At 62.7% G+C, this 15,128-nt stretch carries 11 protein-coding genes; 4 read left to right on the forward strand and 7 right to left on the reverse strand.

Annotation, left to right across the window (positions count from 1 at the left end; translation table 11 throughout):
• From malG to ACQ4W6_RS22435, 4 genes are all read left to right on the forward strand, one after another.
• Positions 1–891: a maltose ABC transporter permease MalG gene (gene malG, locus ACQ4W6_RS22420; RefSeq protein ID WP_436569386.1), complete on the forward strand. Its 891-nt coding sequence runs from the start codon at positions 1–3 to the stop codon at positions 889–891.
• A gap of 1 nt (position 892) precedes the next feature.
• The gene (locus ACQ4W6_RS22425) at positions 893–2,533 is read left to right on the forward strand and encodes an alpha-amylase family glycosyl hydrolase (RefSeq protein ID WP_436569387.1); all 1,641 of its coding nucleotides are present in this window, start codon (positions 893–895) and stop codon (positions 2,531–2,533) included.
• Positions 2,530–3,441, forward strand: a complete 912-nt coding sequence (locus ACQ4W6_RS22430) for a carbohydrate kinase family protein (RefSeq protein WP_436569388.1) — start codon at positions 2,530–2,532, stop codon at positions 3,439–3,441. Before ACQ4W6_RS22425 ends, ACQ4W6_RS22430 begins: the two co-directional genes overlap by 4 nt.
• Positions 3,442–3,536: 95 nt before the next feature.
• Positions 3,537–4,823, forward strand: a complete 1,287-nt coding sequence (locus tag ACQ4W6_RS22435) for an O-acetylhomoserine aminocarboxypropyltransferase/cysteine synthase family protein (protein ID WP_436569389.1) — start codon at positions 3,537–3,539, stop codon at positions 4,821–4,823.
• Positions 4,824–5,034: 211 nt separating this feature from the next.
• Here ACQ4W6_RS22435 and ACQ4W6_RS22440 read toward each other — a convergent pair whose 3' ends face one another.
• The 7 genes from ACQ4W6_RS22440 to aspT (ACQ4W6_RS22470) all read right to left on the reverse strand — a co-directional run bounded on the left by ACQ4W6_RS22440 (position 5,035) and on the right by aspT (ACQ4W6_RS22470) (position 15,090).
• Positions 5,035–6,186 carry an ABC transporter permease gene (locus ACQ4W6_RS22440; protein WP_436569390.1) on the reverse strand — a complete coding sequence of 384 codons (1,152 nt, stop codon included), beginning with the start codon at positions 6,184–6,186 and terminating at the stop codon, positions 5,035–5,037.
• Positions 6,183–7,364, reverse strand: a complete 1,182-nt coding sequence (locus ACQ4W6_RS22445; RefSeq protein WP_436569391.1) for an ABC transporter permease — start codon at positions 7,362–7,364, stop codon at positions 6,183–6,185. The genes ACQ4W6_RS22440 and ACQ4W6_RS22445 overlap by 4 nt, the downstream gene beginning before the upstream one ends.
• A gap of 7 nt (positions 7,365–7,371) precedes the next feature.
• A complete protein-coding gene (locus ACQ4W6_RS22450) occupies positions 7,372–8,346 on the reverse strand; it encodes an HlyD family secretion protein (protein WP_436569392.1) in 975 nt (324 codons plus the stop codon).
• Between the two features lie 13 nt (positions 8,347–8,359).
• Positions 8,360–9,787: a TolC family protein gene (locus ACQ4W6_RS22455; RefSeq protein ID WP_436569393.1), complete on the reverse strand. Its 1,428-nt coding sequence runs from the start codon at positions 9,785–9,787 to the stop codon at positions 8,360–8,362.
• 176 nt (positions 9,788–9,963) lie between these two features.
• Positions 9,964–11,577 carry a bifunctional aspartate transaminase/aspartate 4-decarboxylase gene (locus ACQ4W6_RS22460; protein ID WP_436569394.1) on the reverse strand — a complete coding sequence of 538 codons (1,614 nt, stop codon included), beginning with the start codon at positions 11,575–11,577 and terminating at the stop codon, positions 9,964–9,966.
• 84 nt (positions 11,578–11,661) lie between these two features.
• A complete protein-coding gene (aspT, locus tag ACQ4W6_RS22465) occupies positions 11,662–13,350 on the reverse strand; it encodes an aspartate-alanine antiporter (RefSeq protein WP_436569395.1) in 1,689 nt (562 codons plus the stop codon).
• Between the two features lie 57 nt (positions 13,351–13,407).
• Entirely contained in the window at positions 13,408–15,090 is a 1,683-nt protein-coding gene (aspT, locus tag ACQ4W6_RS22470) for an aspartate-alanine antiporter (RefSeq protein ID WP_436569396.1), read from the reverse strand.
• Positions 15,091–15,128: the final 38 nt, after the last annotated feature.

Here is a 15,128-nt window from a genome sequence, read left to right on the forward strand (position 1 = left end):
ATGGCTATCGTTGTCGACCGTTCCAACCGCTGGCGCATCCTGGCCGCGCATGTCTGCGTGATCGCGCTGATCGCGCTGGTGATGTTCCCCTTCCTGATGATTCTGTCGATTTCATTGCGTCCTGGCAACTTCGCCTCGGGCAGTTTGATTCCGCCCGAGATCAGCTTCGAGCACTGGCGTCTGGCGCTGGGTATGTCTTACCAAGCGCCCAACGGCACCCTGGTCGAGCCGGACTTCCCCGTGCTGCTGTGGCTGTGGAATTCCATCAAGGTGGCCAGCATGAGCGCCAGCGTCACGGTGCTGCTGTCGACTACCTGCGCGTATGCGTTTGCGCGCATGCAGTTCCGCTTCAAGTCGCAAACCCTGGGCGCGCTGATGCTGCTGCAGATGTTCCCCGCCGTGCTGGCCTTAGTTGCCATCTACGCCATCTTCGACGTGCTGGGCAGCTACGTGCCGTGGCTGGGCATCGACCACCATGGCAGCCTGGTGCTGGCCTACACGGGAGGCATCGCCCTGCATATCTGGACCATCAAGGGCTATTATCAAACCATCCCCATCGAGATCGAGGAAGCGGCCAAGGTCGACGGCGCCACGCAGTGGCAGGCATTCATCTACGTGCTGCTGCCGATGACGGTGCCCATTTTGATGGTGGTGTTTTTGCTGTCGTTCATCGGCGCCATCATCGAATATCCGATCGCCTCCGTGCTGCTGCATGAACAGAGCAACCTGACCCTGGCCGTCGGCTCGAAACTGTTCTTGTACGAGCAAAAATACCTGTGGGGCGACTTCGCCGCGGCGGCCATCCTGTCCGGCTTGCCGATCACGGCCGTGTTCCTGCTGGCGCAGAAATGGATGATTTCCGGCCTGACGGCTGGCGGCGTGAAGGGTTGATATGAAAACCGTGCTGACCGCTCTCGCCGCATTGCTGGCATGCCTGCCTGCGCAGGCGGCCAAGGTTTCAGAAAAATTCGCCGACAACCCCATCGTCTACTTCGCCGTGACGGACCGCTTCGCCAACGGCAATCGCGGCAACGACCATAGTTATGGCCGCACGCTTGACCCCGAAGGCGGCGACGTGGGCAGCTTTCATGGCGGCGACATCGCCGGCATCACGCAGCAGCTGAAGGCTGGCTATTTCAAGGAACTGGGCGTCAACGCCCTGTGGATCACGGCGCCCTACGAGCAGATCCACGGCTGGGTGGTGGGCGGCAAGCAGCAATTCAAACACTACGCCTACCACGGCTATTGGGCGCTCGACTACACCACCATGGATGCCAGCATGGGCACGCGCGAAGAATTGCGCGAGATGATAGCCTTGGCCCACGCGCAAGGCATCCGCGTGCTGTTCGACGTGGTGCTGAACCACCCCGGCTATGCAGACTTGCGCACCCTGTCTGAATACAAGGTGAGCGTGCTGTGGCCGGGCCATGAAGCGGCCACCCTGCGCGACTATCATAGCTACATCGATTACAACAATTTTGATTTCAAACAATGGTGGGGCCCGGACTGGGTACGCGCGGGCTTGCCCGGCTACCCTGATGGTGGCCAGGACGACTACACGATGCAGCTGGCGTATTTGCCCGACTTCCGCACGGAAAGCAGCGCAGCCGTCGGCTTGCCACCGATTTTGCAGCGCAAGAACGACACGCGCGCCGTCGCCCTGCCCGATGCGACAGTGCGCTCTTACCTGGTCCACTGGCTGGCCGACTGGGTGCGCGAATTCGGCGTTGACGGCTTTCGCGCCGATACCGTCAAGCACGTGGAACCGGCCAGCTGGCTCGCTTTGCGCGCGGCGGCGACCGATGCCCTGAAAGATTGGAAAACGCGCCACCCTGAGCAGAAGATCGACGACGCCCCGTTCTGGATGACGGGCGAAGCGTGGGGCCATGGTCCCGAGCGCAGCAACTGGTTCGATGCGGGTTTCGACTCGATGATCAATTTCGACTTCCAGCACCGGGCAAGCGCCGACTGGAAGACGCTCGATGGCGTCTACCGCCAGTACGCGGGACTCTTGCAGGCTGGCCCACCTTACGACATCCTGTCGTATATCTCCTCGCACGACACCAGCCTGTTCCCGCGCGATCAACTCACACATGGTTTGAGCGCCCTGCTACTGGCGCCGGGCGGCGTGCAGCTGTTTTATGGCGACGAAAGCGCCCGCTTGCCGGGTACAGCGCCCCTCGGCGACGAACAGCAGGCCACGCGTTCGGATATGAACTGGACCTCGCTCGATGCGGCTACTCTGGCGCACGCGCGCAAGCTGGGCCAGTTCCGTTTGCGCCATCCGGCGCTGGCGCGCGGCGAACACCGATTGATCCAGGACAAACCCTATGCATTCGCCCGCGTGATGGAGGGCGATGCCGTCATCGCCATGCCGGACGCGCAAGGCGCCGTCTCGCTGAAAGTTCACGGCGTCTACGCCGATGGCAGCGCGCTGCGCGACGCCTACACGAATCAAACATACATAGTGAAAGATGGCGCCGTGGCAGTGAACGCGGCCGGCACCGTCCTGCTGGAGAAAACTGCACCATGAGTACCTATGACATCCTGGTCGTCGGCGGCGCCGGCATCGACACCATCGTCCGCGTCCCCGCCCTGCAACTGCCGGTCGCCGATTCCGTGCACGTGCTGCCCATCCATGACTATGTGGCGCACACGGGCAATGGCGTGGCGCTGGGCTGCCACGCGCTGGGCCTGCGCTGCAAATTCATCGACTTCATCGGCAACGATGCGCAAGGCGCGGCGATTTTGCAGCGCTATACGGAAGCGAAGCTCGATTTCAGCCACCTGGTGGAGCCGTCAGGCACGCGGCGCAGCGTCAACCTGGTCGATCCGCAAGGGCGGCGGCTGTCGCTGTACGATGGCCGCCACCCGGCAGACCTGCGCATGCCGGCCGCCTTTTACCTGCCCTACCTGGGTCCCGCGCGCCACGCGCACTTTTCCATCATGGCCTGGGTGGGCGATCTGTACGATGACGCGCTGGCCTGCGGCACGACGGTGTCGACCGACTTGCACGACTGGGATGGCGTCAACCCGCACCACAAGGTCTTTGCGCTGCGCTCCGACCTGGTGTTCCTCAGTACGGCTGCACTGAAAGAACGCCGGGACGAGGTCATGCGCGCCATCGTGGCGGGCGGCCGCGCGCAAGCCGTGGTGGCCATGGCGGGCGCGGACGGCGCCTACCTGCTGGAACGCGGCAGCGATGCAGTGCGCCACTTCCCCTGCGCGCAGCTGGACTTGCCCGTGGTGGACACGAATGGCGCAGGCGACTCCTTCGTCGCCGCCTTTCTGCATGCGTGGCTGGGCGGTGATGGGCTGGACGCCGCCATGCGCCGTGGCGCCATCGCTGGCGCGTATGCCTGCGCCCAGCATGGCACGCATGAACGCTTCATCGAGCAAGATGAGCTGCATGACTTATATCAAGACTGCACGAGCTTATGACTTAATATTCTATCAAGCGTAATAGCCTGGCAAGTGGCGCATGGCACAATGGCTGCGGATTTCACCACCACATACCATAACAACCGGAGACCACCATGAGAATCGAAACCCTGGCCGTGCATGCCGGCTACAGCCCCGACCCGACCACCAAGGCGGCCGCCGTCCCCATCTACCAGACGGTGGCCTATGCCTTCGACAATGCCCAGCATGGCGCCGACCTGTTCGACCTGAAGGTGGCCGGCAATATCTACACGCGCATCATGAATCCCACGCAAGATGTGCTGGAAAAGCGCGTCGCGGCGCTCGAAGGCGGCGTGGCCGCGCTGGCCGTGGCTTCCGGCATGGCGGCGATTACCTACGCGATCCAGACGATTGCCGAAGCGGGCGACAATTTCATCTCCGCCAGCCAGCTGTATGGCGGCACTTACAACCTGTTTGCCCATACCCTGCCGCAGATCGGCATCGAAGTGCGCTTCGCCGACGCGCGCCAACCAGAAACCTTCGCCGCCCTGATCGATGCGCGCACCAAGGCCATCTTCTGCGAATCGATCGGCAACCCGCTGGGCAATGTGACGGACGTGGCAAAACTGGCCGACATCGCGCACGCGCACGGCATCCCGCTGATCGTCGACAACACGGTGCCCAGCCCCTATCTGTTCCGCCCCATCGAGCACGGCGCCGACATCGTCGTCCACTCGCTGACCAAATACCTGGGCGGCCACGGCACCACCGTGGGCGGCGCCATCGTCGACAGCGGCAAGTTCCCCTGGGCTGAACACAAGGAGCGCTTCAAGCGCCTGAACGAGCCGGACGTGTCCTACCACGGCGTGGTCTACACGGAAGCGTTCGGCCCCGCCGCCTTCATCGGCCGCGCGCGCGTCGTCCCGCTGCGCAACATGGGCGCCGCCATCTCGCCGCTGAGCGCCTTCCAGCTGATCCAGGGCATCGAGACGCTGGCTCTGCGCATGGACCGCATCTGCGACAACACGCTGGCCCTGGCCAAGCACCTGAAGCAGCATCCGAAAGTCGCGTGGGTCAATTATGCGGGCCTGGAAGACCACCCGGACCACGCGCTGGTGAAGAAATACATGAATGGCCGCGCCTCGGGCATCCTGTCCTTCGGCCTGAAGCTGGCCGAAGGTGAAGAGCCGCGCGCAGCGGGCGCCCGCGTGCTTGACGCCTTGCAGCTATTCACGCGCCTGGTCAATATCGGCGACGCCAAGTCGCTGGCCACCCACCCCGCGTCAACCACGCACCGCCAGCTGAACGCGGAAGAACTGGCCAAGGCGGGCGTGTCGGAAGACATGCTGCGCCTGTCGGTCGGCATCGAGCATATCGACGACCTGCGCGAAGACCTGGAACAGGCGCTGGCGGCAGCCTAGCGCAGGCAAGAAAGCGCCGTCACCACTTGGGCCAGCCTCGCCTCCAGCGTCCCAGTCACGGTGACATGGGTGATCGACCGGCGCGCCAGCTCGCTTTCATACCAGGCGTGCTGGCAGTGGGTTGCCCAGCAAGTCGGCCACCGTCATCTGCGGATGGCCATGCTGCATAGCGCGCTTGACTTCCTTGACGGTGGAACCGATATCGTGCCAATTACACCTTGTTCACATCGACAGCAGGCGCATCCATTCTCCGCCAGCGCCACCAGCCCAGCACCACGCATGCCACCAGCAGGGCCAGCAGCCCGGCCACTTCATGGCGAATTTCATACAGGGAGGCGCCCATTTGATTGAGGGCAACAAAGCCCTGGATACCGGCCGTCGACGGCAGCAGCCAGCGCAGCCATTGCAGCACGACGGGCATGGACGAGACGGGCCAGGTCAGTCCCGCCAGGAACAGGACGGGCATCGAGGTGGCGATCATCAGCTGCGTACCCCGTTCGCGCGTGCGGAACAGCATGCCCAGCAGCATGCCGAAGGCCGCTTCGGCCAGCGAAAAAAGCACCAGCAGCAAGAGCATGCCGCCAAAGTTGCCGCCCCGTGGATAATCCTGGAACCAGAACACGAAACCGAAGAAATAGCAGCAATTCAAGAACGCCACGCAGGCAAAGGCCAGCAGCATGCCCAGGTAGCCGCCCGCCGTGCGTCTGCTTGCCAATGGGAAACTCTTGCGCTGGTGCCAGGTACCGAACAGCATGGTCATGCCGATCAGCAAGGTCTGCTGCACGATCAGGGTAGCCACGCCAGGCACGACATAGGCACCATAGCCTTCCGTCACGTTAAACAGGGGCACGGCATCAAAAGCGATGGGCGAGCGCTGCTCGTTGGCCTGCACCGTCGATGGCGTGCCCGCGCCCAGGCGTTTGAGTTCGATGCCGGCAGAGACCGTGCCCACCACTTCGGCCAGGCCATTCAGGGCCACCTTGTTGAGCATCAAATACAAGCCATTGCCCGCCACTTGCGCCTGCGCGGCGCGCCCGGCCAGCACATCGGCCTGCAAGCCGTCGGGAATGATCAGCACACCCATGACCTTGTCGCGCCACAACAAATCCTGCGCCACGGGCAAGTCCGGCGTGACAGCGATCACCTCCAGCGATGGATGGGCCATGGCAAAGCGCGTCAGCTGGCGCGACATGGCACTGCGGTCCTGGTCGACGATCACCACCGGCACGCGCTGGACGATTTCCGTCGAATACGGCAGCGGATAAAAGAACGAGTAAATGATGCCGCCGATGAACAGCAAAGTTAGCGCGCCCTTGTCCGCCAGCATGGCGCGCCAGGTAGCGGTAAAGGCAGACCAGGTCATGTGCGCCCCCAGGCAGCGGACGCGTTGGCGCGGCGCGCCAGCAAGAACAGGCCCACGGCGCCACAGCCGATAGCGAAACCGGCCAGTATCAGCATTTCCTGCACGCCATAACGCCACGGCGCGCCGGCCAGCCAGTATTTGGTTTGCAACTGCAGATAATGCGTGAGCGGCAAGGCTTCTGCCCAGGCGCGCGCCAGCGGCGGCATGGACAGCAAGGGGAACGCCTGGCCCGCAAACGCGAACGCCGGTGCGGTGATAAACGCGGCGCCCGACAATGCCAGGCGCAAGGACAGGGTGGCGGCGATCAGCAAGGTGCCCAGGCCAAAGTAAGCTAGCACCAGCAGCAACATACTCAGCAGCAACGCCGGCAGGCTGCCCGCCACGGCCCAGTCCCGCGCCAGGCTGAAAAACAGCAGATACAGCAGCGCCAGCACACAGTAAGCGATCAGCGGAAACAGCAGCTTGGCCCCCACGGCGCGCGGCCAGCTGCCATTGGCCGAGGCCAGCCATTGCGGCACGGTGCCGTCGCGCAACTCGCGCCCTATCGTGGTGACGACGGCGACGACGATGAAAATTTGTAGCATCGACGGCATCAGCGCCAGGGTCAAAAACGCTTCATAGCTGATGTTGTCGTTATACAGGCTGTTCAAGGTGGTGCGGATCGGTTCAAACTGGGCCGCCGCCTGCAGGGGCGACATGCCTTTTTTCACCCGCGCCGTCATCTCGATGCCGGCCGACAAGGTGGTGCTGACGGTGCGCACGTCGCGCAGCAAGGCGCCCGCATGCGAGGAAAACTGCGCGTTGTACAGCCATTGCACGGTGGCTTGCCGCCCGCCCAGCAATTGTTTTTCAAAGTCGCCGGGGATCACCAGGTAGCCAAAGGCCTTGCGTTCGCGCAATTGATGCAGCGCAAGGTCGCTGGACGCCACCTTGGCCGTCACTTGGACGCCGGGCGAGGCGTCGAGCCAACGCGTGAGCTGGCGCGACAGGGTGGAATTGTCATTGTCGATGACGACGATGGGCAAGTCGCGCGCGATGCCAGCGGAAAAGATCAGCCAAAGTATGCCGCACAGCAATACGGGTATCCAGCTGAGCATGCCCAGATCCCAGAAGTCGCCGCGCAGCCGCGTCCACTCGCGCGCCAGCGCCGTCGGCTGCCCTTTGTCAGTGTCGCCCATGCGTCAGTCAGAGCGGTGGAAACACGACCGACATTCCCGGGCGCAAGCCATCGACCTTGATGGCGGGGCGCAAGCGTATTTCAAACGTGCGCAAGTCCGTGCCGCCCGGACGCGCCGCGCGCCAGGTGGCAAAGTCCGGCAAGACGGCCACCGAACTGACCTTGAAACTCAGCTGCTGCTTCAAGGCCGGCACATTTGCCGTATGCGTGCTGCCCATGGTATACGCGCCCATTTCATCTTCGCGCACTTGCAGCACGGCCCAGGCGTCGTCCAGGTTCACCAGGGTGATCACGGGGAAGCCTTGCGGCGCCAGTTCGCCAGGCTGGATCTGGATCTTGCTGACCTGGCCCGCCACGGGCGCGGCGATCTTCGTTTCGGCCAGCGCGATTTGCGCTTCCGTCAGCACGGCGCCCACCTGGCGCGCCTGTGCGGCGGCGGCCGTCTTGTCTTCCGCACGGGCGCCCTTTTGCGCCATGTCATACTGGGCGCGCGCAGCTTGGGCCAGTTGCTCGGCGGCACGCCATTGCGCTTCCGCCTCGTCGCGTTTCTGGCGCGCAATGACGCCCTGCTCAAACATGTTGTTGACGCGGGTAAAGGTGGTCCTGGCAATGTTCGCGCCCGTTTGCGCCCGTTCCCAGTTGGCTTTCGCAGCAGCAATTTCCTCGGGACGCGCACCCGCTTCTGCCTTCCTTGCCACCGCATCGGCCGCCTGCGTGGCCGCCGTGGCTTGCGCGATCTTGGCATGCACTTCCGGGCTGCTCAGCTGGAACAGCAACTGGCCTTTTTGCACCTCCTGCCCCAGCTTGACGTACAGCTCACCTACCCGGCCCGGCACTTTCGACGAGACATTGACTTCCTGTGCATCCATCTGCCCCTGCAAAGGCAGGCGTTGCGGCTGGAATGCCTGGTACAGGCCCCAGCCCACGAAAGCCAGCACGATGATGGCGCAGCCGATTGCCCATGGTTTTTTGGATGTGCTCATAATGTTGTGCTCATTATTGTGTGTCCAGTGGTAAATGGATGTCGGCCGATGCCGCCAGGCTGCCCAGGCGCTGCGTCTCGCCCGTCGCTTCCAGCAATTGCGCCAGTCCCATGACATAGTGATAGGCCGTCTGCGCGCGCTGGGTCTCGACCTTGGCCAGGTTCAGGCGCGCATCGACCACGTCCAGCGACGTCACCTGCCCCTGCTGGAATGCCACCGTTTGCAAGCGGATATTCTCGCGCGCCAGCTCCACCGAGGAGGCCGTGGACAAGTACTGGATGCGGGCATTTTCCAGCGCGCGCCAGTTCTTTTCGATCAGGGTGGGAATGTCGCGCTCGGCCTGGCGCGCCACCACTTCCACCCGTTCCTGGTCCAGCTTGGCGGCGGCGATCATCTTGCCCGTGTTGATGCGGTGCACCAGCGGGACGGCCACCACCAGGCCGATGGCCCAGTTCGACCGCACGAGCTTTTCGCCGCCACGGTTCAAATTATAGTTACCGATGGCAAATACGGTGGGGGTGTATTCCTTGCCGTGCAGCTTCAACGCTTGCTCGGCCTGCACCCGCTTGCTGTCGATCTTTTTCCAGGCGGCATTGTCGCGCATGCCCGTGCTGATGAACGATTGCAAGGTGCCCACGGGCAAGCTGTTGACGAACAGGGGCGTGCTGGGACGCACCTGGGTGCTGGTGGCGAGCAAGCGGTCGAGTGCCACTTGGGCGATTTCCTCGTCGCTGCGCGCCTGCGCCTCGTCGCTGCGGGCGCTGTCGAGCGCCACATCGGCGCGCAAGCGTTCGGCGCGCGAGATCAGGCCGCCCTTCTCCAGCTTGGCCGCGTCGCGCTGGTGCTCGCTCACGCCGGCCGTCACTTCGGCGCGCACGGCCACGACTCTCTTAGCCAGCAATAATTGAAAATAACGCTGCGCCACCAGGGTTGCCAGCTGTTCTTCCGCCTCCGTGCGCTCGGCCTGCGCGGCCAGGGTCAGGCTCGATGCCAGCCCCTTGACGGCATCGAGGCGTCCGCCCGTATAGATGGGCCACATGCCCAGCAAGCCGAACGAGGTCAGATCCGTGACCACTTCACGGTTCAGGGAATTGGGAATCTGCGGCCGGGGCAAGCCGGGAATCGGCGGCAGCACCGACTCGATGCCGCCGACGATGCCGGCCAGACCGCTGGTATCGATACTCAAGTCTGTCGACAGGCGGCCGCGAAACGCCGTCAGGTCCACCGAAGGGCCATCGATATTCGACAGCGCCTCGGCCTTCAATGTTTTGGCGCGCACGTCGAGCGCCGCACCCTGCACCGCGCCCGAAGCCGATGCGGCTTGCTGCAGCGCTTCGCCAAACGTCAGCGGCGCGCCGGGCGGCAACTGCGCCACGGCTGGCAGGACAGCGCCCAGGGCGCCAGCCAGTACCAGTGCTCTATGTCCTTGCAATCTGCCCATGTAGCGTCCAGTCAATGAATGAGGGGAAAGCACGGGATTGCCATATTTATACTTTCACAATAACAATTATATGCAGGGTTGTCCATTCCAGCCTGCACTGTTGGACAGCGTCGTTTCCCGGCAAAAACGGGCGCCTCTTGCGGGACGCCCGTTGCGGTCAAGCAACTATCATTCGCTTACTTTTTCGACTTTTCATTGCTCTTGCCGCCCTTTTCCTTTTCAAACACGGCAAAGAATTCCGACGCCATGCCACGGATGGCGCGGCCGATGTTGGCGTAGTCGTATTCGTTCAGGTTGGCCAGCGAGACACGGCCCGACGGGTGCGAAGTGCCGAAGCCGCGGCCCGGCAGCAGGATGACGCCCGTTTCCTCGGCCAGGCGGAACAGCGCTTCGTTCGGTTTCAGCTTTTTCAGCAGCCACTGCGAGAATTCCTCGCCATGCATTTGCGCGGCCAGGGACTCCATGTCCAGCAGATGGTAGTAGCGCACGGAATTGGCGTCGTGCACCATCGGCAAGCCCAGTTCGCGGTACAGCGCCTGCTTGCGGCGCAGCACGATATGTTTCATCGACTGCTTGTACTTGCCCTCTTCATCCATCAGCGAGAACAAGGAGAACAAGGTCATCTGCGCCTGCACGGGCGTGGACAGGCCCGCCGTGTGATTCAGGGCCACCGTGCGGCTGTCGGCCACCAGGCGGTCGATGAATTTCAGCTTGCGCGGCTCGGTGGTGATCGAGTGGTAGCGCGCATCAAGCTGCTTCTTGACACTTTCCGGTAGCTTGGAAATTTTTTCGTCGAGGATATTGTTCTCGTGCGTGGCCACCACGCCCATGCGCCAGCCCGTTGCACCGAAGTATTTCGAGAACGAATAGACGAGGATGGTGTTGTACGGGAACATGGCAAACAGCGACACGAAATTGTCGGCAAAGGTGGCATACACGTCATCGGTCAAGATGATCAGGTCCGGGCGCTGCTTGATGATCTTGGCGATGTATTCCAGCGTTTCATCGTCGATCTTGACGGACGGCGGATTACTCGGGTTGACGAGGAAGAAGGCCTTGACTTTCGGGTCGAGCAGCTTGTCCAGCTCTTTCTTTGTGAATTGCCAATTGTTCGATTGCGGCGCATCAATATGTATCGTGTTGAGCTGGTAATCGTTCAGCTGGGGAATCTCGATGTATGGCGTGAAGATCGGCATGCCCAGGGCGATGGTGTCGCCTTCCTGGATGATGTGGTTCGATTTCAGGCTGGCAAACAGATACGTCATCGCCGCCGTGCCACCCTCGACTGCATACATGTCGAAATTGCCCACGAAGGGATGCTCTCCCACCATTTCGCGGTGGATATACTGGCCGACGATTTTCTCGGACAGGCGCAGCATGCGGTCCGGCACGGGATAGTTGCAACCGAGAATCGCTTCGCACATCTCATAGATGAAGTCGCCCGCGCTCAGGCCCAGCTGGTCGCGCACATACGATACGGCCGCCTCGATGAAGTGCACGCCCGGGCGGTCGGCATGCTGGCGCACGAAGATTTCAAAGCGCGCCTCGATGCCATCGCGCGTGGGAAAGCCGCCCACGTCCTCCATGTATACATAGGAACGTTCCGATTCCGTCATGGCGAACTGGCCAAACTGGAAGAAACCATGGCGTGGCGTAGTCGCCAGGAAATTCGGGTTGCCGCGGCCTGCATTGAGCATCAGGCGGTTGCTTTGTTTGGCTGTCTGGATCAGCGCATCTTTCAATTCGAAAGGGCTCAACAGGGCGAGTTTATCTGGGTTACTGAAATCCATTTCTGCTACTCCTTATCAATACAGTGAGAACTTAAGGTGAGGAAGCCCCGTACGGGCGGCTCGGGTAGTGCAAACACTCGCTGACTAGACAAAGGCCACGACGAGCGGGCCCAGCAAGGTCAGGAAGACATTGGCCAATGCGTACGTGATGGCAAATGGCACGGTAGGGATGGAGTTTTGCGCCGCATTGAGCACTTCGCCGAAGGCGGGGTTGGCGCTGCGCGAGCCGGACAAGGCGCCCGCAAACACGGCAACGTTGTCATAGCGCAAGACGTAGCGACCGATCAGCATGGTCAAGATCATCGGCAGGATGGTCACGACGACGCCCACGCCGAACAGGGTCAGGCCATGCTGGCGCACGGTTTCCACCGCTTGCAGACCGGACGTGAGGCCAACGACGGCAACAAAGCCGGCCAGACCCAGGTCTTTCAAGATCTGTACGGCGCCGCTGGGCATGTAGCCAAACGTCTGGCGCTTGGCGCGGAACCAGCCGAATACCAGGCCCGACAGCAGCACGCCGCCGCCGCTGCCCAGGGTCAGCGGAATCGAGCCGATGCGCGCCACCAGCAAGCCCACCAGCAGCCCGACCACCAGGCCAGCGCCCATGTAGACGAAGTCCGTCTTGGCGCTTGGCACGATCATGTAGCCCACTTCGGCCGCCACGCGCTTGACGTCCTGCTCGGCGCCATAAATGGTCACCACGTCGCCCGTCTGCACCACGGTTTCCGATTGCATGGGCAAGATTTTGCCCATGCGGCTCAGTTGCACGACAAAGATGCCGTGGCGCACGCCTGGCGCCGTGGCGTTGCGGATCTCGCCCACCGTCTTGTTGTGGTAGACCTTGTTGGTCAGCACCATGTCGCGGCGCTGCATGACCAGTTCCATGCCTTCGACGGCATGCAATTCCTTGCCCAGCTGGGAAGACACACTGAGCATCGCTTCGCGGCGGCCCACCAGCAGCACGATATCGTCGGCCGCCAGCACCAGTTCAGGGCTGACGTCGAGGACCTGGCCATTGCGCTTGACGCGCTCGATGGTGATGGCCGTGTTCGGATTGGCGCTTTCGATATCCGCCACCGAACGGCCAGCACCCGGGCCCACTGCATAGATGCGGCCGATCAGGTCAGGCGCCGCTGGCGTCTGGCCAGGTCCCAGCACCTGCACGCCCGCCTGCAGCGCCGTTTCCGCCTTGATCGCATCTTCGCGGATGCTGCGGCCCATGAGTTTGGGCAAGATGTTGACGCAGACGATGATGGCGCCAAACGAGCCGAAGACATACGTCACGGCATAGCCGACGGCCACGTTGCCCTGCAATCGCGCCACTTCATCTGCCGCCAGGCCCAGCTTGGTGATCGCGTCGCCCGCCGTGCCTATAATGGCCGACTGCGTCAAGCCACCCGCCGCCACGCCGGCCGCCAGGCCCTTGTCCAGGTCGAAGAGCTTGGCCATGATGACCACCGTCAACAGCGCCGTCACGGCCAGCACCACGGCCAGGATGATTTCGCGCACCGACTGGCGCCCCAGGGAATTGAAGAACTGCGGCCCGCTTTCATAGCCGACCGCGTAAATGAACAGTGCGAACAGCACCGCTTTGACGCCAGGATCGATGGCGACGCCCACCTGGCTGACGAGTACCGCCACCAGGAGTGAACCGGCCACCCCGCCCAGCTGAAACGAGCCGAACTTGATCTTGCCGATGTAGTAGCCCGCTGCCAGGGAGAGGAACAAGGCAATTTCAGGCGACTTCTTGAATAACTCATGCAACCATTCCATGCTGACCGCCTTTCGTTTTGAAGGAATTCTTTGCTACTTGCCCAGCTTGCGCGCGTCTCATGCGTGCACGGAGCCGGCCAGGGCCACGATGAGGGGCCCCAGCAAGGGCAGCACCACGTTCGAGATGGCATAGGTAATCGTGTAGCCCAGCAAGGGCGTCGAATTGCCAGCCGCGTTCTGCACGGCCGACAGGGCTGGCGTACTGCATTGCTGGCCGGCAATGGCGCCCAACAATACGGGCGCTTCCAGCTTCAGGAAAAGATGTCCTATCAGCAATGAAATCGAGGCGGGGATGGCGGCGATCAGCACGCCCATCAGCGGCAGCGACAAGCCGTATTGGCGGATCAGGCCGATCGCCTGCGGGCCGGACGCCAGGCCCACGCAGGCGATGAAGGTGGCCAGGCCAATGTCCTTCATCATGTCGAGCGCGCTGGGGTGGATGCCCGGCATGCCCGGTTTTCTCGCCTGGTACCAGCCGAACACCAGGCCCGTCAGCAAGGCGCCACCACCGGTGCCCAGCGAAAAAGGAATGCCGCCCAGCTTGGCGGAAAAGCCGCCGATATACACGCCCAGTACGATGCCGATGCTGGCGTAGACGATATTGCTGCGCTCGCCCGTGGGCACGCGTTTGCCGATGGCGGCCAGCGCCGTGTTCAGCTCGCGCCCTTCCGTCGTGCCATACAGGCGCAGCACGTCGTCGCGCTGCAAGGCCAGGTCGGGCAAGGGTGGCATGCTGTGTTCGCCACGGATGACGGCAGCGACGTGCACGCCGGCGGGCAAGGCCATCTGGCGCAAGGGCTGGCCCACGACGGCTTTCTGCTGCAGCACCACTTCGACGGCGGAGACGGCCATGTTCAAGCCCATCGTATCGGCAAATTCCTCGCCCAGGATGGCCTCGGCCGCCACCAGCGCTGGGCGGTGGCCGATCACCAGCACTTCATCGTTGGCGCGCAGGCGCAGTTCGGGCTCCAGGGCCAGCACCTTGCCATGCCGGCGCACGCGCGTGATGCTGGCGCGGCCGGCGAAAATATGCTGCAGGGAATCGAGACGGCGTCCCGCGCCCGTGCTGATGCGGTAGGCGCGCCCGACCATTTCCGGCGTCGCCTGCAAGGCGTCGGCGCCAGTTGGCGCGCCGCCCATCTTCGACCATAACTTGTCCGCTTCCTCGCGCAGGTTGACGCGCAGCAAGAGTGGAAAAATCTGGCTGGTGATGATGACAATGGTAATCAGGCCAAAGATATACGTGATCGAGTAGGCCGTGACCACGTTGCCTTGCAGCTCGGCGATGCGCGCCGCCGGCAAGGCCAGCTTGGAAATGGCGTCCGTGGCCGTGCCAACGACAGCCGATTCAGTCGCCGCACCGGCCATCATGCCGGCCGCCGTGCCCTGGTCCAGGCCCAGCAAGCGCGTCGCCAGCAGTACCAGTACCAGCACCACCACTACTTCGATCAAACACAGTAGCCCTAAGCGCAAGCCTTTGGCATTGAGGTTGGCGAAGAACTGCGGACCGCCCGCATAGCCGAGCGCAAAGATGAACAGCATGAAGAAAACGTTCTTCACGCTGGCGTCCAGGACAATGCCCACTTGCCCGATCAGCAGCGCGGCGATCAGGGTGCCGCACACGCCGCCCAGCTGGATTGGACCGAAGCGTATCTGCCCCACTGCGTAACCCAGCGTCAGCGCCAGGAACAAGGCCAGTTCTGGCACCTGGTGCAATACCGACGCGATCGAATCGAGCATGAGCAAACCTTCGAAAAAATACCGATAGTTACTGAAAA

Origin of the sequence: Janthinobacterium woesei, assembly GCF_051380875.1 — a bacterium.
Classification (GTDB): Bacteria; Pseudomonadota; Gammaproteobacteria; order Burkholderiales; family Burkholderiaceae_D; genus Janthinobacterium.

What these genes read in the sequence shown, in the direction of transcription:
- malG (WP_436569386.1), top strand. Translation starts at nt 1, where the DNA reads ATGGCTATCGTTGTCGACCGTTCCAACCGCTGGCGCATCCTGGCCGCG.
- ACQ4W6_RS22425 (WP_436569387.1), top strand. Translation starts at nt 893, where the DNA reads ATGAAAACCGTGCTGACCGCTCTCGCCGCATTGCTGGCATGCCTGCCT.
- ACQ4W6_RS22430 (WP_436569388.1), top strand. Translation starts at nt 2,530, where the DNA reads ATGAGTACCTATGACATCCTGGTCGTCGGCGGCGCCGGCATCGACACC.
- ACQ4W6_RS22435 (WP_436569389.1), top strand. Translation starts at nt 3,537, where the DNA reads ATGAGAATCGAAACCCTGGCCGTGCATGCCGGCTACAGCCCCGACCCG.
- ACQ4W6_RS22440 (WP_436569390.1), bottom strand. Translation starts at nt 6,186, where the DNA reads ATGACCTGGTCTGCCTTTACCGCTACCTGGCGCGCCATGCTGGCGGAC.
- ACQ4W6_RS22445 (WP_436569391.1), bottom strand. Translation starts at nt 7,364, where the DNA reads ATGGGCGACACTGACAAAGGGCAGCCGACGGCGCTGGCGCGCGAGTGG.
- ACQ4W6_RS22450 (WP_436569392.1), bottom strand. Translation starts at nt 8,346, where the DNA reads ATGAGCACATCCAAAAAACCATGGGCAATCGGCTGCGCCATCATCGTG.
- ACQ4W6_RS22455 (WP_436569393.1), bottom strand. Translation starts at nt 9,787, where the DNA reads ATGGGCAGATTGCAAGGACATAGAGCACTGGTACTGGCTGGCGCCCTG.
- ACQ4W6_RS22460 (WP_436569394.1), bottom strand. Translation starts at nt 11,577, where the DNA reads ATGGATTTCAGTAACCCAGATAAACTCGCCCTGTTGAGCCCTTTCGAA.
- aspT (WP_436569395.1), bottom strand. Translation starts at nt 13,350, where the DNA reads ATGGAATGGTTGCATGAGTTATTCAAGAAGTCGCCTGAAATTGCCTTG.
- aspT (WP_436569396.1), bottom strand. Translation starts at nt 15,090, where the DNA reads ATGCTCGATTCGATCGCGTCGGTATTGCACCAGGTGCCAGAACTGGCC.